The organism is Marinobacter flavimaris (assembly GCF_045057155.1).
GTDB lineage: Bacteria > Pseudomonadota > Gammaproteobacteria > Pseudomonadales > Oleiphilaceae > Marinobacter > Marinobacter manganoxydans.
Genome location: NZ_CP171359.1, coordinates 488,664 through 511,687 on the forward strand (window position 1 = coordinate 488,664; position 23,024 = coordinate 511,687).

General features: G+C 56.5%; 17 protein-coding genes and 1 tRNA gene. 16 read left to right on the plus strand and 2 right to left on the minus strand.

Translation table 11 applies throughout. The annotated features are described in order from the left end of the window. Nucleotides 1–13: 13 nt before the first annotated feature. Nucleotides 14–640 (plus strand): response regulator FixJ, encoded by a 627-nt coding sequence (fixJ, locus tag ACGK9W_RS02475; RefSeq protein WP_008170525.1) that lies wholly within the window; start codon nucleotides 14–16, stop codon nucleotides 638–640. 45 nt (nucleotides 641–685) lie between these two features. Continuing rightward, the gene (locus ACGK9W_RS02480) at nucleotides 686–2,263 is read left to right on the plus strand and encodes a response regulator (RefSeq protein WP_008170524.1); all 1,578 of its coding nucleotides are present in this window, start codon (nucleotides 686–688) and stop codon (nucleotides 2,261–2,263) included. Here ACGK9W_RS02480 and ACGK9W_RS02485 read toward each other — a convergent pair. Continuing rightward, nucleotides 2,260–3,135: a MaoC family dehydratase gene (locus ACGK9W_RS02485; RefSeq protein WP_008170521.1), complete on the minus strand. Its 876-nt coding sequence runs from the start codon at nucleotides 3,133–3,135 to the stop codon at nucleotides 2,260–2,262. The two genes, ACGK9W_RS02480 and ACGK9W_RS02485, sit on opposite strands and share 4 nt — an antisense overlap. Before the next feature lie 285 nt (nucleotides 3,136–3,420). Between ACGK9W_RS02485 and ACGK9W_RS02490 the strand changes: the two genes are divergently transcribed. Then, nucleotides 3,421–4,452: an AraC family transcriptional regulator gene (locus tag ACGK9W_RS02490; RefSeq protein WP_008170520.1), complete on the plus strand. Its 1,032-nt coding sequence runs from the start codon at nucleotides 3,421–3,423 to the stop codon at nucleotides 4,450–4,452. A gap of 138 nt (nucleotides 4,453–4,590) precedes the next feature. Beyond that, nucleotides 4,591–4,667, plus strand: a tRNA-Asp gene (locus ACGK9W_RS02495). A gap of 250 nt (nucleotides 4,668–4,917) precedes the next feature. Here the strand turns inward: ACGK9W_RS02495 and ACGK9W_RS02500 are convergent. After that, a complete protein-coding gene (locus ACGK9W_RS02500; RefSeq protein ID WP_008170518.1) occupies nucleotides 4,918–5,967 on the minus strand; it encodes an AraC family transcriptional regulator in 1,050 nt (349 codons plus the stop codon). A 154-nt stretch (nucleotides 5,968–6,121) separates the two neighbouring features. On the opposite strand from ACGK9W_RS02500, the gene ACGK9W_RS02505 reads away from it, so the two are divergent. The 12 genes from ACGK9W_RS02505 (at nucleotide 6,122) to ACGK9W_RS02560 (ending at nucleotide 23,000) form a co-directional block, all read left to right on the plus strand. Continuing rightward, entirely contained in the window at nucleotides 6,122–8,191 is a 2,070-nt protein-coding gene (locus tag ACGK9W_RS02505; protein WP_273084837.1) for an NADPH-dependent 2,4-dienoyl-CoA reductase, read from the plus strand. Nucleotides 8,192–8,396: 205 nt separating this feature from the next. Beyond that, nucleotides 8,397–9,644, plus strand: coding sequence for a hypothetical protein (locus ACGK9W_RS02510; RefSeq protein ID WP_008170514.1), 1,248 nt, complete (start codon nucleotides 8,397–8,399; stop codon nucleotides 9,642–9,644). Between the two features lie 111 nt (nucleotides 9,645–9,755). Beyond that, nucleotides 9,756–10,640: an NAD(+) kinase gene (locus ACGK9W_RS02515; protein ID WP_008170512.1), complete on the plus strand. Its 885-nt coding sequence runs from the start codon at nucleotides 9,756–9,758 to the stop codon at nucleotides 10,638–10,640. A 2-nt stretch (nucleotides 10,641–10,642) separates the two neighbouring features. Beyond that, nucleotides 10,643–11,656: a metallophosphoesterase gene (locus ACGK9W_RS02520; protein ID WP_008170510.1), complete on the plus strand. Its 1,014-nt coding sequence runs from the start codon at nucleotides 10,643–10,645 to the stop codon at nucleotides 11,654–11,656. 43 nt (nucleotides 11,657–11,699) lie between these two features. Further along, a complete protein-coding gene (locus ACGK9W_RS02525; protein WP_008170508.1) occupies nucleotides 11,700–12,563 on the plus strand; it encodes a rhomboid family intramembrane serine protease in 864 nt (287 codons plus the stop codon). Between the two features lie 165 nt (nucleotides 12,564–12,728). Next, complete coding sequence (locus tag ACGK9W_RS02530) at nucleotides 12,729–13,019, plus strand: YeaC family protein (RefSeq protein WP_008170505.1); 291 nt, start codon at nucleotides 12,729–12,731, stop codon at nucleotides 13,017–13,019. Beyond that, on the plus strand, nucleotides 13,016–13,855 hold the full coding sequence (locus tag ACGK9W_RS02535) for a DUF2797 domain-containing protein (protein WP_405418973.1): 840 nt from the start codon (nucleotides 13,016–13,018) through the stop codon (nucleotides 13,853–13,855). Before ACGK9W_RS02530 ends, ACGK9W_RS02535 begins: the two co-directional genes overlap by 4 nt. Nucleotides 13,856–13,937: 82 nt before the next feature. Then, entirely contained in the window at nucleotides 13,938–16,580 is a 2,643-nt protein-coding gene (gene pepN / locus ACGK9W_RS02540; protein ID WP_405418975.1) for an aminopeptidase N, read from the plus strand. Between the two features lie 139 nt (nucleotides 16,581–16,719). Next, nucleotides 16,720–18,105, plus strand: coding sequence for a DUF1329 domain-containing protein (locus ACGK9W_RS02545; protein ID WP_008170500.1), 1,386 nt, complete (start codon nucleotides 16,720–16,722; stop codon nucleotides 18,103–18,105). Nucleotides 18,106–18,251: 146 nt separating this feature from the next. Continuing rightward, entirely contained in the window at nucleotides 18,252–19,400 is a 1,149-nt protein-coding gene (locus ACGK9W_RS02550; protein WP_227497736.1) for a YCF48-related protein, read from the plus strand. Between the two features lie 46 nt (nucleotides 19,401–19,446). Further along, nucleotides 19,447–21,831, plus strand: a complete 2,385-nt coding sequence (locus ACGK9W_RS02555) for an RND family transporter (RefSeq protein ID WP_008170496.1) — start codon at nucleotides 19,447–19,449, stop codon at nucleotides 21,829–21,831. A gap of 185 nt (nucleotides 21,832–22,016) precedes the next feature. Continuing rightward, nucleotides 22,017–23,000 carry a TAXI family TRAP transporter solute-binding subunit gene (locus tag ACGK9W_RS02560; protein ID WP_008170494.1) on the plus strand — a complete coding sequence of 328 codons (984 nt, stop codon included), beginning with the start codon at nucleotides 22,017–22,019 and terminating at the stop codon, nucleotides 22,998–23,000. The last annotated feature ends 24 nt before the right edge of the window (nucleotides 23,001–23,024 follow it).

The following is a 23,024-nucleotide window of genomic DNA, read 5'->3' on the forward strand; positions in this document are numbered from 1 at the left end:
AGAGAACACACCCATGACTGATATCCAGCAAACCGTGTACGTTGTTGAGGACGATGAAGCAGTCCGCGATTCCCTGGAGCTGCTGCTGAAATCCGACGGCAAGCCGGTAAAGACCTATGAGAGTGCAACCGCTTTCCTGAAGGACTACTCCGACAAGATGGCAGGCTGCATTGTGCTGGATATTCGCATGCCGGGCATGGACGGTATGGAGCTCCAGAAAAAGCTCAATGAAAAACACTCCATATTGCCGATTATCTTTGTGACGGGTCACGGTGACGTCCCCATGGCCGTCGACGCCATGAAAGAGGGCGCTGTGGACTTCATTCAGAAGCCCTACCGTGAGGAGGCACTGCTGGAGAAAATTGAGGCAGCCCTCAAACAGGATCTTGAGCAGCGCAAGTCTCTGGACGAGAAGCAGGAGATCATTCGCCGCATCAAGAGCCTGACCCCCCGGGAACACGAGATCATGGACCGTATGATTGCCGGTCAGGCCAACAAGGTGATTGCCATTGAGCTGGAAATCAGCCAGCGCACGGTCGAGATCCACCGTTCCCGCGTTATGCACAAGATGGGGACCCATTCCCTGGCACATCTCGTTCGTATGGTCCTGTCCGTAAAGGACCTTATCGACGCAGGGTGATCCCGGCGGCATCATACGGTTACTTTTCTAACCGGCCCGACATTTATGACTGAAGCTGTCAGCGAGAACTCGGAGGTGACGGTTCTGCTCGTGGATGACAATCCGCAGAACCTCAAAGTCCTCTATGAGACCCTGAAAGACAAAGGTTACCGGCTACTCATTGCCAACGAGGGCGAAAAGGCCCTCGACCTTGCCCACCGCCATCAGCCCGAAGTGATTCTCCTTGATATCATGATGCCGGAGATGGACGGCTATGAAGTCTGCGAGCGCCTCAAGGCCGCCCCGCAGACGGCCGACTGTGCCGTCGTCTTTCTGTCTGCGCTGGACGACCTGCAGGCAAAGGTGAAGGGCTTTTCACTCGGCGGTGCCGACTACATCTCCAAGCCGTTCCAGTCCCAGGAAGTGATCGCTCGCGTGAAAACCCACGCCAGCGTTATTCGTCTTGAAAGAGAGTTGCAGGCCCGCAACCGGGAGCTGCAAAGTGACCAGGCCCGGATTCTGAACTCCATCAGCGAAGGCATCTACGGCCTCGATGAGAACGGCATTATTGAATTTGCCAATCCGGCGGCGGCGTCAATTGTTGGCTGCCCGGTGGAAGAGCTGATTGGTCGTGATTTCTTCGAAACCCACTTCGCGACTGCCGGTGACAATCCGGACGGACTGCCGGTGAAGGCGACCTGTCAGCAGGGTGTGGCCGAGAACCAGCGGGATATCAGAATGCTAAGGGCCGATGGAACCGGCTTTCCGGCGGAGTACCGCTCAACCCCGAAACTGGACTCTGACGAGCTCCACGGTGCGGTTGTTGTATTCCGGGATATCACCGCCGAACTGGACAATGAAAAGGCGCTGGAGGATGCCCGGCAACTGGTTCAGGAACAGCGCGATCAGCTTGCCCATACCTCGCGCCTGACCACCATGGGTGAAATGGCCGCCGGCGTTGCCCACGAGGTGAACCAGCCGCTGACCGCCATCACCAATTATGCCCGGGTCGCCAAGCGGATGATGGTAAAGGAAAGCCCTGACATGGGGGTGCTCCAGGAGACCCTCGACAAGATCGAGGCACAGTCCCATCGCGCCAGTGAAATCATCCGACGCATTCGTCGATTCATGAAAAAACCGGCGACGGGCAAGGAAGTACTGTCGGTGCCCGCGTTGCTGGAAGACACCCGGCAGTTTGCCGAGGTGGATATGCGTAATAACAAGGGCGCTATTGAGCTGTCCGTGCCTGGGGATATGCCTGAGGTTCTGGCCGATCCGGTTCAGGTACAGCAGGTCGCCCTGAATCTGATTCGCAACGCTCTGGAAGCGACCAGCAGTATTGATTCCAGCGCGCCGGTAGAAGTGAGTGCCAGTGTGCAGGGTGGCACCTGTGTTCGAATCCAGGTGCGGGATCACGGCATCGGCCTCTCGGAAGATGCCGAAGAGAAACTGTTCCTGCCGTTCTTCACGACCAAGGATGAAGGGATGGGGATTGGTCTTTCAACCTGCCGTTCCCTCATACAGGCGCAGGGTGGCGACATCGGTTTCGAGCGGCCGGAAGGCGGTGGTGCCTGTTTCTATTTCACGTTGCCCGTTGCCGGCGCCCAGGGTTCCCCCTGCGCACCGGATGGCAAGCCTGCCTAAAGCCAGTCGACGCGCCCGGTTAGATGGGGCGCATCGCCTTTGGCATTCAGCACCTGGTAGTCCCACCCCGTTTCTCCGGTTTTCCAGTTCAGCTGGGCTGTACCAGGCAGAAACAGCGGTTTCTTGAACTGGCAGCTGATGCTGAGGGCACTGGCTTGCCAGCCTTCCTGTTGTTCCAGTAGCGCCAGTGCGTGGGCTTTGGTCCACATACCGTGGGCGATTGCCCTTGGAAAGCCGAACGCTTTGGCGCTCAGGGCATGCATGTGGATCGGGTTGCTGTCGCCGGATACCCGGGCGTATTGCCGGCCAATCGATTCGGGCGCCTTGAAATTTTCGGTGTTCGGATAACGTTCCAGCTCTGGCGGTGTTTTTTTGCCGGACGACTTGCTCTCGCCATCCGGTTGTCGGAACAACGTTGTGCTCGCTTCTTCCCAGACCAGTTTGCCAGCCGAGCGAGCCTCGGTGATGAGATCAAACTCCACGCCCCGGTCACTTTTTGCGGTATTCCCCAGTCGTACAGATAAATCCAGGTTCTCCCCGGTGCCGATCGGCCGGTGCTGGGTAATGGTGTTTCGCAGGTGCACCAGGCCCAGCAGCGGCAGGGGGAAGGCCTTCTCGGTGAGCAGTTTCAGGTGCAGTGGAAAAGCCAGCACATGGGGCCAGGTAACGGGCAGATGACTACCTGCCGCGAAGCCACAGACCTGCTGGTAGCGCTTGAGGTTCTTGCCGGCAGTACTGACGCCAAGCAGGCTGGCGGCTAACTCCGGGATGCTGACGTCACCGCCGGTTTGCTTTTGTTTCGGCAGCAGTGTTCTGCCATACATGGGCAATAGGGCGGGTGGTGTCGTGTGGTAAACGAGGGTCTCTGGCATGGATGTTCTCCTTTATAGCCTCGACCGGAAATGCCGGCGCTGCCTGAGTAAAAGCGTAGTAGCAGAGGATATGCTTTTTTTTACATTTTGGTACAACTCGGCGTTCGTGGCCTGATATGCTCTAATATAAGACGATTGTCTAACAGGGTGCCTTTTCTGGGCCCTCTGGATCTGACAAACCTCTGGAGTGTGGCAAACCCTGCCAGATCAGGCATTGACCTGGCGAGCCCCGGCGACTGTCCGGCCGGCCAAAGTAGAAGTCAACAAATAAGAAAACGGGATCTTATGCAGGAACTTCGTGACGCGGGAGTGATGTTGCGCCTGATTTATGAGGCGATGAAAAAGAAGGGAATCGATACCAATGCGATTTTCAGCCGTCTGGGTGTGGATGAAAATTACGTTTATACCGAACAGCTTCGAACTCCCCACAGTGCGCAGATGTACTTCTGGCAGGCTGTTGAGGATGTTTCCGGCGATCCGGATGTTGGCCTGCATCTGGGACAGTTGCTGCCAGCGTATAAGGGGCAGGTGCTGGAATACCTTTTTCTGAGCAGCCCAACCTTCGGCGAGGGCCTGCGTCGGGCCCAGAACTATCAGCGTCTGCTGAGTGATGCCGCTAACACCGATTTCTTCATTGAGGGCGACGATGCCTGCATGGTTCTGGATGCAGCGTCTGATGATGTACGTCGTTTACGGCATTTCAATGAATGTTTCGTGCTGGGACTGATTACCTTTTTCCGCTCCATCACCGATGGCAACTTTTACCCGTCACGCATCGAGTTCGAGCATGAGCGTGCCGAGGGCCAGGATCATGTTCGCGAGGTGCTGGGGTGCGATGTCACCTTCGGTGCGCCGGAAAACCGGCTGTATTTCCCGGCCAAGCTGCTTTCCCATGCTTCGCCGCATGCCGAGCCGGAGCTGCTGGATCTGCACGAGCGGTTTGCCAGCGAACAGGTTGCCCGGTTGGAGAAGAAAGACATCGTTGGTCAGGTGGAGCGGATTGTCGCAGAGCTCCTCGATAGTGGAGAGGTCACCCTCGATGCCGTGGCCGAGCGGCTCGGCATCAAGCCGAGGACCCTGCGTACCCGGTTGACAGAGGCCGAGACCAGTTTCAATCAGGTACTGGCGGATTTTCGCTATCGCCTGGCCCGTCAGTTGCTGGCAACCACCGATGAATCCATTGATGAGATTGTCTACCTGACCGGCTTTTCTGAGCCCAGCACTTTTTATCGCGCATTCAAACGCTGGTCCGGAATGACACCTATCGAATACCGCAAAACCGCCCAGGGCAAGGACGCCATGGTCGATGCCATGTAACAGAACGCTTTTTCTGAAAATATTTTAGGAAAAGCGTTGACATAACAGGGCGCCTCTTTATAATGCGCCCTCGTTGTCACAGAGCAATCACACCCTTGATTGCCAAGCCTTTTCGAGGCGAGCTGTGATGACCCGCACGGAGCGGTAGTTCAGTTGGTTAGAATACCGGCCTGTCACGCCGGGGGTCGCGGGTTCGAGTCCCGTCCGCTCCGCCATTTTTTCCCCTCGTTTTACCTTTCACGTTATCCGACTTCTCCAGTTGCATTACATTCAACGCCAAGCTTCATTGTCATCGTTCTGTCATTGAGAACTTCTAGGCTATTTCTGAAAATTCAGGAATCAGGAAGGCTGTGATGCGGGATTACGAAGAAGAGTTGATTGAAAACCAGTTCGAAGAATATGAAGACGATGATGGCTGGGACGACGCCATGGAGTTATAGGCAAGGGATGAAACCATCACCGATGTCATCCATGCCTGATCTGCTTTCGGTGCTCCCCGGGGCTTAGATTGAACCAGCGCCGGTAGGCTTTGTGGAAGGCCGCAGGATTGGCAAAACCCAGAAGCCAGGCAATCTCTGCCAGTGATGTCTCTGTCTCCCGAATATAATCCCGCGCTAACTGTTTTCGCGTTTCATCCACCAGTTCCCTGAATCCGGTTCCCTCGGCGGCCAGTTGTCTCTGGAGCGTCCATGGCGCAATCCCCAGTTTAACTGCAATGGTTTCCAGGCTGGGTGTCTCGCCCCGAAACAGGGGTGTGAGAAGGTTTTTTACGCGGTCGCCTGTGGTCCACCCCCGTCGTATCTGCTGCAGTTCCCGTTCGCAGAGATCCGAAAGCTTTTCATGCATGGCGGGCTGAGCCTGCTGGCTGGCGCTTTCCCAAATGTCCTGACGAACGGTAAGGCTGTTGCTCGAAGCTCCAAACTGCACGGGGCAGCGGAACCAGCTCTCGAACAAATCATCCTGGCCGATTGATCGGTATTCGATAGTGACCTTCTCCAGAACGTCATAACGGCCCGTAACGGTCCTGAGAAACTGGGTCCACGCGGCAAGAACAGAATCCACCACGAAGTAGTTGAAGCCGTTATAGGGACGAATCGAGTAGAACTTTGCTTGCCGGGTTTCCGGTTGGACCGTTGGAACGCCACGGCTATTGCGGCTGGTTAGCAGAGCGTATCGAATCAGCGTGGCGAGTGCTGCGCCAGCGGTGCCGGCGGTTTCTCCGGCCAGCCCTGCAATACCCGCGTCGACAGGGCGTGATAGCGCACCCATCCTCAGCCCGAGAGCCGGGTTGCCGGTCTCGTTGATCGCGGCATGCCCCAGACGCATAAACCGCGGGATGCTGATGCGCGCTTCCGGTGATGTCAGGGTCTGATGGTCAAGCTGGAAACGGGATGCCAGTTCTGCGCTGCTGGCGCCTTCGGCTTCGGCGGCCCGCAAAAGAGCCGACACATAGAGAACACTGATGTCCCCGAGTGAGTTTCGGTTTTTTGACGGGCTGGAGAGGTGGGCGTTCATTGAAGCCTTTGTCTGACATGTTATGCAAAGATAATAAAATGTTATCCCTGGATATTGTCGATGGCAAGATGCGCGGGTAGTTTAAGGCTCAACAATGAACGGAGCCCTGTCATTTACAGGCGTTCCGCCCGAGATCACGATGAGGAGAGCAAACATGACCGCGAGCACGACGTCAGGCGTTGCCAAGTACCCGAACCTGCTTGAGCCACTGGACCTTGGTTTTACCAAACTGCGTAACCGCACCCTGATGGGCTCCATGCACACCGGCCTGGAAGAGGCCAAAAATGGCTTCGAACGCCTTGCGGCATTCTATGCAGAGCGTGCCAGAGGCGGTGCCGGCCTGATCGTGACTGGCGGTATTGCTCCGAATGTGGAGGGGGGCGTTTTCCAGCACGCCGCCAAGATGACCACCGAAGAGGAAGTCGAGAAGCACAGGGTCATTACCGATGCGGTGCATGGAGCTGATGGCAAGATCTGCATGCAGATCCTCCACGCTGGCCGCTACGCCTATTCTCCGGAGCTGGTGGCACCCTCGGCCATTCAGGCGCCAATCAATCCGTTCAAGCCCCGGGAGCTGGATGAAGACGGCATCGAGAAGCAGATTCAGGACTATGCGGAGTGCGCCGCACTGGCACAAAGCGCCGGTTATGACGGCGTTGAAGTGATGGGGTCAGAGGGTTACTTCATTAACCAGTTCATTGTGTCTCATACCAACCATCGGACTGACCGTTGGGGTGGCAGTTACGAAAACCGCATTCGTCTGCCCATCGAAATCGTTCGCCGGGTTCGTGAACGAGTGGGCGAGAACTTTATCCTGATTTACCGCCTGTCCATGCTGGATCTGATTGAAGACGGCAGTACCTGGGAAGAGGTGGTGCATCTGGCCAAGGAAATCGAGAAGGCGGGTGCAACCATCATCAATACGGGTATTGGCTGGCATGAGGCCCGCGTACCTACCATTGCCACCTCAGTTCCCCGGGGCGCATTTACCAAGGTGACCGCGCGCTTGAAAGGTGAAGTGAGCATTCCTCTGGTCACCACCAACCGGATTAACATGCCGGATGTGGCCGAGAAGATTCTGGCCGAGGGCGATGCCGATATGGTGTCCATGGCCCGGCCGTTCCTCGCAGACGCCGATCTGGTTCTGAAGGCGGCGGAAGATCGCGCGGAGGAGATCAACACTTGCATCGGCTGTAATCAGGCCTGCCTTGATCACACCTTCAGTGGCAAGCTGACGTCCTGCCTGGTCAATCCCCGCGCCTGTCATGAAACCGAGCTGACCTACGTGAAGACCGCGAAGCCCAAATCCATCGCGGTGGTTGGTGCCGGCCCGGCAGGACTGGCTTTTGCTTCCGTGGCGGCAGAGCGTGGCCATAAGGTGACACTGTTTGACGCCGGCAGTGAGATTGGTGGCCAGTTCAACGTTGCCAAGCTGATTCCGGGCAAGGAAGAGTTTTACGAGACGTTGCGTTACTTCCGGGTGATGCTCGACAAGCATCAGGTCGATTTACGCCTGAACACCCGGGTTAGCGCTGACGACCTGAAAGCCGGTGGCTTTGACGAAGTGATTCTGGCCACTGGCGTAAAGCCGCGTACGCCGGAAATCGAGGGTATCGATCATCCCAAAGTGATCGGTTATCTGGACGCGCTGCTGGAGCGCAAGCCGGTTGGCCAGAAAGTGGCCGTGATCGGCGCCGGCGGTATCGGTTTCGATGTCTCCGAGTTTATCATCCACAAGGGCACGTCAGCTGCTTTGGATACCGATCACTTCATGCGTGAGTGGGGTGTGGATCTCAGTGTCGAGCATCGTGGTGGCATCCAGGGCGTTGAGCCCCAGGTACCGGAGCCGGCCCGGGAAGTCTATCTGCTTCAGCGCAAGGCCTCGAAAGTGGGTAAGAACCTGGGCAAGACCACCGGCTGGATTCACCGGACTTCCCTAAAAAACCGTCAGGTTCAGATGGTGCCCGGTGTGACCTATCGTAAAATCGATGATGAGGGGCTGCATATAACGGTCACGCCGAAAGGCGCAGAGCAGGGCGAAGATCGTATGCTGCCCGTGGATACCATTATCGTCTGCGCGGGCCAGGAGCCGCTGCGCGAACTGCAAAGCGAACTCGAGGCAGCGGGCCTGCCAGTTCACCTGATTGGTGGCTCGGATGTGGCGGCTGAACTCGATGCCAAGCGAGCGATCAACCAGGGCAGTCGCCTGGCAGCAGAGCTTTAAGCGCAAACACGATCACAAATCGTTGCACTTTTTCCCTGTGCAGAAACGATTGTCTGGCTAGACTAATAGCTTTGAGTCTGTCAGCTTGCGTCTTCGCCCCGGCTCCGGGAGGCTGGGGTTGAAGAGGCCGGCACCACGATCGGATGGAACATCTCTCAGTGTTCTGTCGTGTGGTGTCGAGTCGTTGAACTTTGGAGAACGTGCAATGGTGTCTGCCGACCAGGCAACCGATGGTTATTCGGCGGTATTTTTTGTGGAAGGAAGCCAGGTGGCTCGCGAAATGCGGGCCACGGAATTCGGCGCTTTCCTGGATGGCTACGTTGGGCTGTCCGATCTTGCCGAAACCGATGTCAGGGCTGTTCTGGTTGAGTTGAGTCCCGATCTTCGGGTTCAGGCACTCGTGTTCTTCCGAATCTGGTTTGATGAGGAGGGCAGGGCAGACAGTCACTGGAACCTGCCGATTGAAGAGCTCGCCAGGCAAGGCGCCAAGGGGCCGGACATGGGCGGTGGTCCGATCCGGCTGGTTTGCCGAAGCCAATGCCCCGATCCCAAGTTCAAGGAGGATCTTTGGGACCCGGACATGACCCCGGGGAATAATCATTTCCAGGCCATTCGCAAGGCAGTAGAGGCCAATAGCCTTAAATTCCGCAAAGTTGAGCCGGTACAGGAAGAGAATATTCCGGTTCTGAGTGAGCAGGCAGAAGATTCTTCGGAGCGCGAAGAGGCCGCAGCCGCCGCCGACCGTTCCCGCCTGGCGCAGTTGATTCGTGAGCAACGCCTGCGGATCAAGACCCTCCAGAGTGTCCACCGCGATGCGCTTTCGGATATCCAGCGAGAGCACCGGCTGGAGGTCCAGGGGTTACGCAGTGATATTGCGGATCTCGAGCAGAAATACGAACGCCAGCGCCTCAGTAATGAGCAGCTCAAGAAGCGACTTTCCGAAAGAAACGAGCAGTACCTCGCCATGCAGGAGCAGATGGCCGCGGTAGGTGAGGAGAAACAGCGGGAGGATTCAAACGCGGGTGCCGAGCTCCTGCTCCTCAGGGAGCAGCTGGAGCGGCGTCAGCGTGAACTCGAGCTGAGAGACGAGAAGATTGTCGCTCTCGAGGAAGAGAACCACGAGCTGAGAAACCGCGAACCTCCGGAAGACTCCATCATGGACCACCTGCAGCGCCAGGCGGTGTTCCTGGTGGCCTACCAGCCAGGCGTCGGTCACGTAACGCTGCCCTTCAAGGACATTGAGACCTACTTCAGCAACCCCACCGCCTATGCCGCGGAACGCTGCGGCATGAATGAACCCGCCTATCGTGAATGGCTGGATCACTATGAAAATCCTGTGTGCACCCACAAGGGCAATGATGGCAAACCCTGCGGTGAGCCTATCCTGCGGGTAAGCCAACCCTCGGAATTCCGCCCGGGCGTTGACGATCGGTGTGAGAAACACCAGGCCTGAGGTTCGAACTTTTTCAGTATCGGGGTGACTTTCGTTAAACTGTACGCCAGATTGTCACCGGGGTAACGGTTTCGTTGGTCCCCGCCGCATCCCGACATCACAGGAAACTTCATGGATCAGTTCAGGAACATTGGTGTAATTGGCCGAATGGGCAGTGTGAAAGTGGTTGAATCACTGCGCCAGCTCAAACAGTACCTGATCACCAACAATTACCACGTCATTCTTGAAGAAGACACAGCCAGCATGCTGCCAGGGCATGGCCTGCAGGTGGCCAGCAAAAAGCTTCTGGGCGAAATCTGTGATCTGGTCATCGTGGTTGGCGGGGATGGCAGCCTTCTGGGCGCCGCCCGGGAGTTGGCCAAGTCCAAGATTCCCCTGCTTGGGGTGAACCGTGGGCGGTTGGGCTTCCTGACTGACATTTCGCCGTCCGATCTTGAGGAGCGCCTGGGCAAGGTTCTGGAAGGCGAGTACATGGAGGAGACGCGGTTCCTGCTGGATGGCAATGTTGAGCGCAACGGCCAGCCCCTGGGGTTTGGTACGGCCCTGAACGATGTCGTACTGCATCCCGGTAAATCCACCCGGATGATTGGCTTTGACCTCTTCATCGACGGCCATTTCGTGTACAGCCAGCGTTCGGATGGCCTGATTGTCTCTACGCCGACAGGGTCTACCGCCTATTCGCTGTCTGCCGGTGGTCCGATTATGCACCCGAAGCTGGACGCCATTGTTCTGGTGCCCATGTTTCCCCACACTCTCAGTAGCCGGCCGATCGTTGTCGATGGCAAGAGTGAAATCAAACTGGTGATCGGGGAGACCAATGAAACCTATCCGCAAATCAGCTTTGACGGCCAGATGAACATTGCCTGCGCGCCAGGCGATATCATTCGCATTACCAAAAAGCCGTTCAAGATCCGGTTGATTCACCCCACAGACCATAATTTCTACGCCACCTGCCGTGACAAGCTTGGCTGGGCTAGTGAAATATCAGCGAGTTGATCATGGCTGCGACAAAACCGACCGCAAACCGCGGTTACGACATCATTGGCGACATTCACGGCTGTGCCAATACCCTGGCCCGATTGCTGGACCAGATGGGCTATCGGAAGATCAACGGGGTCTACCAGCACCCCCGTCGTCAGGCGATCTTCATCGGCGATATCATTGATCGTGGCCCACGCATCCGTGAAGCCCTGCACCTTGTGCGCGATATGGTGGAACATGGTTCGGCCCGAATTGTCATGGGCAACCATGAGTACAATGCCCTGGGTTACTGTACGCGGGCGCGCCCGGGCAGCGGCAAAACCTTCCTGCGCGAGCACAACGCGCGTCACGACCGCCTGATCCGCGAGACTCTCGAGCAGTTCGAAGCGCACCCCTACGAGTGGAATGAGTTTCTCGAGTGGTTCTACACCATACCGCTGTTCATCGACGACGAGGATTTCCGCGTTGTGCACGCGTGTTGGGATGGCGACCTGATCGAGAAATTCAAGCAGTCGCAGGGTGGTGCGTGCATTGATGAGGATTTCCTGCACGCCTCTGCCGCCATCGAGTCTTTTGCCGGGCAGGTTATGGATACCCTTTTGAGGGGGACGGATCTGCGGCTCCCCCGGGGAATGACCATCACCGGTCGGGATGGCTATGTGCGCGAGTTTTTCCGAACCAAGTTCTGGGCCGACGATCCTCATACCTATGCCGATGTTGTCTTCCAGCCGGACCCGTTGCCACCGGAAGTGGCAAGCCGCGTATTGACGGAAAGCGAGCGAAAGCAGCTGATCAGTTATCCTCTCGATGCGCCCCCGGTTTTTGTCGGGCATTACTGGATGGAAGGAGAGCCGGCGCCGCTCAAATCCAATGTCGCGTGCATCGACTACAGTGCCGTGAAGTACGGGCGGTTGGTCGCTTACCGAATGGATGGTGAGCGGGCACTTTCCCGGGACAAATTTGTCTGGGTTGATGTGGAAAGACCGGAGCAAGCGGATTATCCCAATAGCGAGGACAGTCTCGCACGCTAGACCGAGCGTTGTGGCTGAATCATTTCCGGAGGCGGAGTAAACGGTGTACCGAGTCAAGCAATTGGATACCACGGTAAACCTGGCGGGCTTCAGCCGTTGGCTGAACGGTCAGGGTGTGGCCCACCGCATCACGGAAGAGGGCGGGTTCCAGGTGCTCTGGCTGGAAGATCCCGCCCATGCGGAACCCGTGCTCTCGGCCCTTGACCGTTTTATGGCGGAACCGGAGATCAGGGAAGCGGTGGATCGTCAGAACCGCTCGCCGGTGTTTGTTGGTGGCCGCTGGCAACCTTCTCCGCGTCATGCGCCGCTAGTGCTGGGGATTATCGTGTTTGCGGTAGCCATGGTCTGGCTCACGGCCATGGGGCAGAATGAGCTGGCGGCCAGCCTGATGGTGATCGACCCCCGGGATTACGACTGGAGCACCATGGCCGGCCGCATTGAAGCGCTGACAGCGACGCTGGCAAGCGGCCAGGTCTGGCGGCTGCTGACGCCGGATTTTCTGCACTTCAGCTGGACCCACATCATTTTCAATTCGGTTATGCTCTGGTTTCTGGGTAGCCAGATCGAGTGGTTTGATGGTCGCGCCCGGCTAATCATGCTGTTTGTGATCACCAGCCTGATTTCCAACGGCCTGCAGTATTTTGTCTCGGGTCCGCTGTTCGGTGGGCTATCGGGAGTGGTTTATGGGATTCTGGGTTATTGCTGGCTCAGCCAGCGATCGGCACCGAGGTTTCAGTTTCCACCTGCGTTGGTAACCTTTGCCGTTGCGTGGATGGTCATCGGATTTACCCCGCTGCCCGAAATGATCGGGCTCGGGCGTATGGCCAACGAGGCGCACCTGGGCGGGTTTGTTGCCGGCCTGGCCCTTGCGGTGGTTTTGCCCGTAAAAGGCAGAAGGGGCGCATAAAAAAGCCCCGCCAGAGGCGGGGCGTTAAAAGAGCTTTTAGCTCCTGATGAGAGAGACCAAATGATACGACCGTCGTCATTTGGTGAAGTAATGATAATCATTATCGTTTGATGCTGTCAAACGGTTCCGCCATATTTTTAATGAACGTTTTTTCAGGAGAGCGGGATGACTTACGAAGAACTGATCGAGCGACTGGATCCCAATGTCTACCGGAGCCTCCGGCAGTCAATTGAACTCGGCAAATGGCCTGATGGCCGAAAACTGACGCCCGAACAGCGTGAAATCAGCCTGGAAGCGGTGATCTACTACGAGAACCTTCACAACATTCCTGAAGAAGAGCGCACTGGCTACCTGGATCGGGGCAGCAAAGCCGGTACCGCCTGCGATCCTTCGGTGCAGCGCAAGCAGGATAAAGACGATATGGATCCCAGCCAGTTTGTCGAGGTCAAGTCTTGAGCGAACTGATTGATGTCACCGGCCGGCTCCGGAAAATGCCGGCGGAGGCCGGAAACCCGGTGGCCTACTCCATTGCCGTTGGCGATACCCGCATTCCTCTGAATGATCTGATCGGCAGGCCTTTGCGCCTGGATTTTGATGGCGTGATTCGTTGTATTCATTGCGACAGGAAAACCAACAAAAGCTTCAATCAGGGCTTTTGTTACCCCTGTTTCCGCAAGCTTGCCGCTTGTGACAGCTGCATCATGAGTCCGGAGAAGTGCCACTATCACCTTGGTACCTGTCGGGAGCCGGAATGGGGAGAAACCCATTGCATGGTGGAGCATGTGGTGTACCTTGCGAACTCGTCGGGTCTCAAGGTTGGTATTACCCGGGCGTCCCAGGTGCCAACACGGTGGATTGACCAGGGGGCTGTTGACGCTATACCGATGGTGCGCGTTGCAACGCGATACCTCGCAGGCCTTGTGGAAGTCGCCTGCAAGGCCCATGTCGCTGACCGGACCAACTGGCGGGCCATGCTCAAGGGCGATGTTCCTGAGCTCGATCTGGCACAGGAGCGTCAGCGCATGCTTGGGCTGATCGCTGACGATCTTGAGGCCCTCAGGCAGACCCACGGTCAGGATTCGATCCGGGAAGTTGACGAACAGGGTCTTGGCCTGAGCTATCCCGTCAAGGTCTGGCCAGAAAAGATCAAAACCCATAACCTCGACAAAACGCCGGAAGTGGAGGGCGTGCTCGAGGGCATAAAGGGGCAGTACCTTATCCTGGATACCGGTGTGATCAACATTCGGAAATTCACCGGTTATGAAGTCCGTTTCCGGGTCATGGAAGGCTGACAGCGCCTTGCCCGGCCCTTCTTTTCATGTCTGCAGGTGCTGATCATACGCACCTGCAGACCGCGAACTCTGGAGAAAACCAATGCGTACCAGCCAGCCACAGACCATTTATCTGAGCGATTACAAGGTGCCGGCGTATCTGGTCGACACCGTAGACCTGAGGTTCGAGCTCTTTGAAGACGGGGCGCGTGTGCACAGCACGCTTGACGTTCGCCGCAACCCGGAATCTGATGAAGTGTCTGCACCTCTGGAGCTTGACGGCGACAGTCTGACGCTGGAATCCGTCGCCCTGGATGGTGCCGACCTGGCTGCGGGAGACTATGAGGACCGGGGCGACCAGCTTGTTATTCGCTCGGTACCGGAGCAGTTCACGTTGACCGTGGTGACCTGGATTGAGCCCCAGAATAATACCCGCCTGGAAGGTCTGTACAAATCCTCCGGCATGTTCTGTACCCAGTGTGAGGCAGAAGGCTTCCGCTGCATTACTTTCTTCCCGGACCGTCCGGACGTGATGGCACGTTTCCGAACCCGCATCGAAGCCAACAAGGACGCCTATCCGGTCCTTCTCTCTAACGGCAACGATGTGGAAAAAGGCGAGTTGGAAAACGGCCGGCATTTTGTCACCTGGGAAGACCCGTTCCCCAAGCCCTGCTACCTCTTCGCCCTGGTGGCCGGAGATCTGGTTGAGAAACGGGACACGTTTTCCACGTGCTCTGGCCGCGACATCGATCTGCGCATGTATGTGGAGCCCCGCAACGCCGAGAAATGCGATCACGCCATGGACTCGCTGAAGCGTTCCATGCGCTGGGATGAGGAAGTCTATGGTCGAGAATACGACCTCGATATTTTCATGATTGTGGCGGTAGACGACTTCAACATGGGCGCCATGGAGAACAAGGGGCTCAACATCTTCAACTCGTCCTGTGTTCTGGCCAGCCAGGAAACCGCTACGGACTTGGCGTTCCAGCGCATTGAGGCCATCGTCGCCCACGAATATTTCCACAACTGGTCAGGTAACCGGGTCACCTGCCGCGACTGGTTTCAGCTCAGCCTGAAAGAGGGCTTTACCGTTTTCCGGGATTCCCAGTTCTCGGCAGACATGGGTTCGCCGACTGTGAAGCGGATTGAGGATGTCACGCTGCTGCGTACCGCCCAGTTTGCTGAAGACGGAGGCCCGATGTCGCATCCGGTGCGGCCGGCTTCCTATATGGAAATCTCTAACTTCTACACCCTGACCATTTATGAGAAAGGTGCAGAGGTCGTACGCATGATCCATACCCTGCTGGGGCCGGACATGTTCCGCAAGGGCAGTGACCTGTATTTCAAGCGCCACGATGGCCAGGCCGTCACAACCGATGATTTTGTAAAAGCCATGGAGGATGCCTCCGGCCGTGATCTGAGCCAGTTCCGTCTGTGGTACGAGCAGGCCGGCACGCCGGTGTTGGCCATTTCGGACGACTTTGACGCGGAGACAGGTGTGTACCGCCTGACTATTGAGCAAAGCATTCCGGATACCCCGGGCCAGACCAACAAAAAACCCCAGCACATCCCGTTTGCGCTGGGTCTGCTTGGACAGGATGGCCAGCCCCTGCCGTTGCAGCTTGAATCCGGAGATTCGGGTGCGCCGACGGAGCGGGTGCTTGAGCTGACCGAAGCCGTCCACACGTTCGAATTCCATGGCGTCGAATCCAGACCTGTGCCATCACTTTTGCGGCACTTCTCCGCGCCGGTTCGGGTTCGCTACAACTGGAGCCGAGAACAGCTGCTCTTCCTGATGAGCCATGATCCGGACGGTTTCAACCGCTGGGATGCGGGCCAGAGACTGGCCGTCGATGTCATCCAGTCACTGGTCGGAGCGCCGGACGATGCGGACATCGAACCAAGACTGGTTGAGGCTTATCGCAAGCTGATTTCCGACACCGATCTGGATCAGGCCCTGGTGGCGAAAATGCTACAGCTTCCTTCGGAAGCGTACCTGATTGAGCTTACCGAAAACGCCGATGTGCCAGCCATTCACCGGGCTCGTGACTCAGTGCTGCGGCACCTGGCCGGTGCCCTGAAAGGCGAGCTGATTGATTGCTACCAGCGCCAACAGGACAGTGGTCCCTACGAGGTGACGCCGGAGGCCATTGCCCGTCGTAGCCTGCGCAATACCGCTTTGGCCTGGTTGCTGATGATTGATGACGAGGAGGGTCGGGGCCTGGCTGTGAGCCAGTTGAACGCTGCTGACAATATGACCGATCGCATGGGTGCTTTGCGTGCGCTCGTCAATTCGGGCTTTGAGGCTGATCGCCGGCAGGCGCTTGATCACTTCTATGATCGGTTCCAGGAAGATCCGCAGGTTGTTGAACAGTGGTTCTCTGTGCAGGCGTCCAGTGATCAGGCCGGGCAGTTGGCGGACATCCGTAAGCTTCTGGAGCATCCGGCGTTCGACTGGAAAAACCCCAACAAGATTCGCTCTGTGGTGGGTGCGTTTGCGGGTCAGAATCTGGCTGCTTTCCACAAGCCTGACGGTTCTGGTTATGAATTCCTGGCGGATCAGGTCTGCCGCCTGGACGACAGCAACCCGCAGATTGCTGCGCGCCTGGTGACGCCGCTTACCCGATGGAGAAAGTTTGCGCCCGCGTACAGCGCTCAGATGAAATCTGCCCTGGAGCGTATTCGCGACAAATCCGGATTGTCCCGGGATGTTTATGAGGTGGTGCACAAGAGCCTCGCGGAGTGAAGCCAGATACAAAATCGCACTTTCGGTCGATAGACTTTAGTCTGGGATCGGGTAATCTGGAGTAAGGTCTGTAATTCCATCAGACGACAATAAAAAAGCCTCCGCAGAGGCTTCCAGACGCACTTAAGGTTTCACAATGATGTATAACAAAAATGCGATTCTCGGCGGCCTGCTGGCTTTCTCCGTGGCATCAGCGCCTGCGTGGGCGGCGGTCTCCGCCAGTGAAGCGGCCCGTCTGGGCCAGGAGTTGACACCCTTTGGCTCGCCCAAGGCCGGCAACAGCGCCGGAACCATTCCGGCCTGGACCGGAGGCTTGACAGAGCCGCCTCCCGGCTATGAGGGAAGCGGACAGCACCACATTAATCCGTTCCCGGATGATGAAGTCCTTTTTACCATTACGCCTGCCAACATGGATCAGTATGAGGAGTACCTCACTGACGGTGTGAAGGCGATGCTCGAAACCTACCCGACCACATTCCGTGTGCCCGTTTACCAGTCCCGTCGTACCCATGCGGTCCCTGATTGGGTGGCTGAGAATACCCGTGAAAACGCGGTAAGCGCGGAGATTGTTGGCCAGGGCGAAGGCCTGGACGGAGCCTTTGGCGGTTACCCATTCCCGATCCTGCACGGCAATGACGAGCAGAAGGCCTGGCAGGCGGTCTGGAACCACCTGACCCGCTGGCGGGGCGTGAATATAACCCGTCGCTCCAGTGAGGTGGCAGTCCAGACCAACGGTGACTACTCGCTGGTTACCTCTCAACAGGAAGCCTTCTTCAACTACTACAACCCGGAAGGCGGTGAAGAAGATCTGGATAACGTGATCTTCTACTACCTGTCGTTTACCCAGTCACCACCCCGCCTTGCCGGTGGCGCCATTCTGATTCATGAGACCCTGAATCAGATCATCAATCCCCGGAATGGTTGGGGCTACAACGCCGGTCAGCGTCGGGTACGTCGGGCGCCAAACCTGGGGTACGACTCCCCGATTGCAGCGGCTGACAACCTCCGGACTGCAGATGATACCGATATCTTCAACGGGGCCCTGGATCGCTATAACTGGAATTACGAAGGCAAGCGGGAAATCTACATCCCCTACAACAATTACCGAATTGGGGAAAAAGGTCTTCCTTACGAGGAAATCCTCGGTATCTCCCATCTGAATCCGGACCTCACCCGCTGGGAGCTTCACCGTGTGCACGTGGTAGAAGCCACACTGAAAGACGGTGAGCGCCATATCTATGGCAAGCGCCGCTTCTATATCGACGAGGACAGCTGGAACACGGTTCTGCTGGATCAATACGACGGTCGCGGCGAACTCTGGCGTGTCACGATGGGGCTGCCGAAAAATTATTATGAACTTCCAGGTGTGTGGACGGTTCTTGACGTCTATCATGACCTTCAGGCCCGTCGTTATCATGTACTCGGTTTGGACACAGAAGAGGCCAATACCCGCGTGTTCACCAATGAGGTCCCGAACAAGCGTTACTTCTCGCCGGCTTCCCTGCGCCGCAGGAGTGTTCGCTAACGCACTGTTGGCCGAGGGATGCGTCCCCGCCCACAGGAAGTGGCGACCCGACATACCGGCAATCGTAAGGTTGCCGGTATGTTTACAGTTATTCCCGGCTTTGCCGGTCAGAGACACAGTTCAATACAACATAATAGGCAATCTGAATGGCTAAAAGGTTGATGTGCAAGACTCTGGGCGCTGCCTGCCTTGGACTTTCCATGGTCTGGTCTGCCCCTGCAGCGTTTGCGCTTGCAGATATCATCGAAACCCCGGCCCGGCCGACGGATCTGGCCCCGGAAAATCTTCTCACCGATGCGACCCGGGTTGGGGATCGCATTGTGGCCGTGGGAGAACGCGGCCATATCATCTACTCGGATGATGAGGGGAAAACCTGGGTTCAGGGTGAGGTACCTGTTTCTGTGACCCTGACAGGGATCGATTTTGGCTCCGACAGCCATGGCTGGGCCGTGGGCCACAGCGGCGTTGTCCTCCATACCAGCGACGCCGGGGCCACCTGGGACCTTCAGATTGACGGTATCCGCGCCATGGAACTGGCCATTGAGAGCCGGGAAGAGCAGATTGCCGCCATGGAGGAGCGCATCGAAGAAGCGCCCGAAGAAGAGAAAGAGGATCTCGAGTGGGCACTGGACGACCTTTACTTTGCCCTCGAGAACATTCAGGCGGATATGGACATTGGTCCAGTTAACCCGCTGCTGGATGTCTGGTTTGAAAACGAGAACCGCGGTTTTGTGGTAGGCGCTTACGGTATGTTCCTGCGCACCATGGACGGTGGTGAGACCTGGAAAGACTGGGCGCCAAGAATTGATAACCGGCAGAACTTCCATCTCAATGGCATTACCCGGATCACGGGTGGTGCACTGGTGGTCGTTGGTGAAGCCGGTCAGATACATGTCTCTGTAGACGGTGGTGAGACCTTTGAGCGCCGTGAGGCGCCTTATGAAGGCTCCCTGTTCGGTGTCATCGGTACAGGCCGGGTGAACGAGATGCTCGCCTTCGGCCTTCGTGGCAACATGCTGTTCTCTTCAGACCTCGGCAGAAGCTGGCGGATGGTCCCCAATTCAGCTGGGGCTACGCTCAACGACGGCGTCGTTTCGGAAGATGGTCGTATCACCCTGGTAGGTAATAGTGGTGCGGTACTGATGAGCACCAATGGCGCCGAAACCTTCCGCGAGCATTTCAGAAGTGATCGTGAAGGTGTCATGAGCGCGGTGCCTATCTCAGGAACAGACCTGCTGATTGTCGGCGAAGGTGGCGTAAAAATCACAGACGCCCGTGGAAGAAACCTTCAATAACGCCCTGATGTGGCAACAACCGAACGAATAATAGAGGGGCTTTTGAATGTCCAACCCTAAGCATGACAAGGGCGAGCACTATCTGACCACGCCCAAGGCCGAACCCTTTCTCGAAAGGCTGATCTTCAATAATCGGCCAATCATTCTTGTCGTCTTCGCCGTGTTGACGCTGTTTCTGGGGTATAACGCCGTCAAGATCCAGCCGGATGCCAGCTTCGAGCGAATGATTCCGCTTGAGCATCCCTACATTGTAAATATGCTTGAGCACCGGGATGATCTTGAAAACCTCGGTAACTTCGTTCGTATCGCCGTCGAGGTAGAAGAGGGCGATATTTTCACCCAAGAGTACATGGAAACCCTGAAGCAGATCACCGACGAGGTTTTTTATCTCAACGGCGTGGATCGTTCGGGTCTCAAATCCCTCTGGACGTCGAATGTCCGCTGGGTTGAGGTTACCGAACAGGGTTTTCAGGGTGGCACTGTCATACCGGACGGCTATGACGGCTCCCGGGACAGTCTGGAGAAGCTTCGCCAGAACGTTCTTCGTTCCAACGAAGTTGGGCGCCTGATCTCTGATAACTTCCAATCAACGATCGTTTACGCGCCGCTGTACGAGAAGAATCCGGAGACCGGTGAGGCTCTGGACTACGGCGAATTTTCCCGTCAGCTTGAAGAAAAGATTCGTGAAAAGTACGAAGAACAGAACCCGAACATCAAGATTCATATAGTCGGTTTCGCCAAGAAGGTCGGCGATCTGATTGAGGGGATTGGTTCTATTGCCTGGTTTGCAGGGATTACCATTCTGCTGACCACGCTGCTTCTGTTCTGGTACTCGCGGGCTATTGCCGGCACCCTGGTTCCTGTCTTTACCTCAATCATTGCAGTGTTCCTGCAGTTGGGTACGCTTCGGCTGCTGGGCTACGGGCTGGATCCTTATTCGGTGCTGGTGCCATTCCTGGTGTTTGCGATTGGTATCAGTCACGGCGTTCAGATTGTGAATGCCATGGCGGTTGAAGCTGCCAAGGGCTTTGATGCGGTGACCGCTGCGCGCCTGGCTTTCCGTGCTCTTTACATTCCGGGCATGCTGGCTCTGATTTCGGATGCCTTTGGTTTCCTGACCCTGTTCTTTATCGAGATCGACGTTATCCGGGACCTGGCTGTTGCCGCAGGTATTGGTGTGGCGTTCGTGATCTTCACCAACCTGGTTTTGCATGTATTGATTATGTCCTATGTCGGTATCTCCAAAGGGGGTATTCGTCACGTGCAGAATCACGGCGAAAAACAGGATCGGAAATGGCGTGTTTTGTCCTACTTCTCCCATCCGGGCGTTGCGCCAATTTCGTTGTTGATTGCTGTAATTGGTCTCGGTCTTGGTCTTTATTACAAGCAGGACCTGAAGATTGGCGACCTGGATCAGGGTGCGCCTGAGCTTCGTGCGGACTCCCGCTACAACAAGGACAATGCCTACATCATCAATAATTACTCGACCAGTGCGGATGTATTGGTGGTGATGGTCAAAACACCGGAAGAGCAGTGCACGCAGTATAATGTGCTGCGGGCCATGGATACTCTGCAGTGGGAGCTTCAGAACACGCCGGGCGTTCAGTCTTCGGTATCACTTGCAGATGTTTCCAAGATGGTGACCAAGGCTCTGAACGAGGGCAACTGGAAGTGGTATGAGATCTCCCGCAACCAGACCATTATCAATGCGTCCATTCGTGAGGCGCCTGCCGGGTTGATCAACACTGATTGCAGCCTGACGCCAGTACTGGTCTTCCTTGAGGACCACAAGGCAGAAACTCTGGAAACCGTCGTTGAGCGCGTCGAACAGTTTGCCGGGAACAACAGCACTGATGAGCACAGGTTCCTGCTAGCGGCGGGTAACGCCGGTGTCGAGGCCGCTACTAACGAGGTTATCTCCGGCGCCAAGGATAAGATGCTGATCCTCGTTTACAGTGTGGTGAGTTTGCTGTGCTTCGCGACCTTCCGTTCGATCCGTGCGGTGCTGTGTATCGTGATACCTCTGGGACTGACTTCGATCCTCTGTGAGGCAATCATGGCGGTATCCGGCATTGGTATCAAAGTGGCGACCCTGCCGGTTATTGCCCTGGGTGTCGGTATAGGTGTCGACTACGGCATTTATATCTACAGCAAGCTGGAGAAATACCTGCTTGAAGGCAAAACGCTTCAGGAGGCTTACTACGAGACCCTGCGCTCCACTGGTAAGGCGGTTATGTTTACCGGTGTGACTCTGGGTCTGGGTGTTGTCACCTGGATATTCTCGCCAATCAAGTTCCAGGCCGACATGGGCTTCCTGCTGTTCTTCATGTTCCTCTGGAACATGGTTGGAGCCATCTGGCTGTTGCCGGCCCTGGCCCGGTTCCTGCTGCGGCCGGATCAGATGCTTGCCAAGGCTCGAGCTGCGAAATAACATTCGCACCGACCTGCAAAAAAGCCCGCTTTGCGGGCTTTTTTGTTGTCTGGTCAACCGGTTAGCGAGCTAATCCATACTTTATTTATGGTGTGAAGTGGTCTATGTTTTATGGTGATCGTACGTCTTGCCCGCTCCCGAAGCGGGCGCCGAATTACAATGAACAGAAAAAAGGAAGAACTCACATGACACTGAAACTTAAAGCCTCCGCATTCGCTGTCGCTGCCGCAGTCAGCCTGGGCGCTGCTTCAACCTCCGTTTCCGCCCAGGAGCAGCGCTTCGTGACCATCGGCACCGGCGGTGTAACCGGCGTTTATTACCCGGCTGGCGGTGCTATCTGTCGTCTGGTGAACATGGACCGTAAAGAGCACGGTATTCGCTGCTCTGTGGAGAGTACCGGTGGTTCCGTCTACAACCTGAATGCCATCCGCCAGGGCGAGCTCGATCTGGCAGTTGCCCAGTCCGACTGGCAGTACCATGCCTACAATGGCACCAGCCAGTTCAAGGATGATGGTGCTAACAAAGATCTCCGCGCGGTCTTTTCTCTGCATCCGGAACCGTTCACTGTTGTTGCCAGCAAGGGCTCAGGCATCAAAACCTTTGAAGACCTGGAAGGCAAGCGGGTATCTGTCGGCAACCCCGGTTCAGGGCAGCGCGCCACTGCTGAAGTCCTGATGGATGAGATGGGCTGGACGCTGGACAAGTTCTCACTGGCTGCCGAAATCAAGGCCGCGGAGCAGTCCCAGGCCCTGTGTGACGGTAACATTGATGCCTTCTTCTACACGGTTGGCCACCCCTCTGGTGCAATCAAGGAAGCGACCACCTCCTGTGACAGTGTACTGGTTAACGTTGATAACGCTGCCACACAGAAGCTGATCGACGAAAACCCGTACTATCGTAAGGCAGTCATCCCTGGTGGTATGTATCGTGGCAGTGACGATGACGTTACCACCTTCGGCGTTGCGGCAACCTTTGTGTCATCCACTGATGTGCCCGATGACGTTGTTTACGCGGTTGTGAAGGCTGTTTTCGAGAACTTCGACAGCTTCAAGCGCCTGCATCCTGCATTTGCCAACCTGAACAAGGAAGAAATGGTCTCTGATGCCCTGAGTGCGCCTCTGCACCCGGGTGCTGCCAAGTACTACAAAGAAGCTGGTCTGATCGACTGATCTGCCTGCACTCCGTCACAGCGG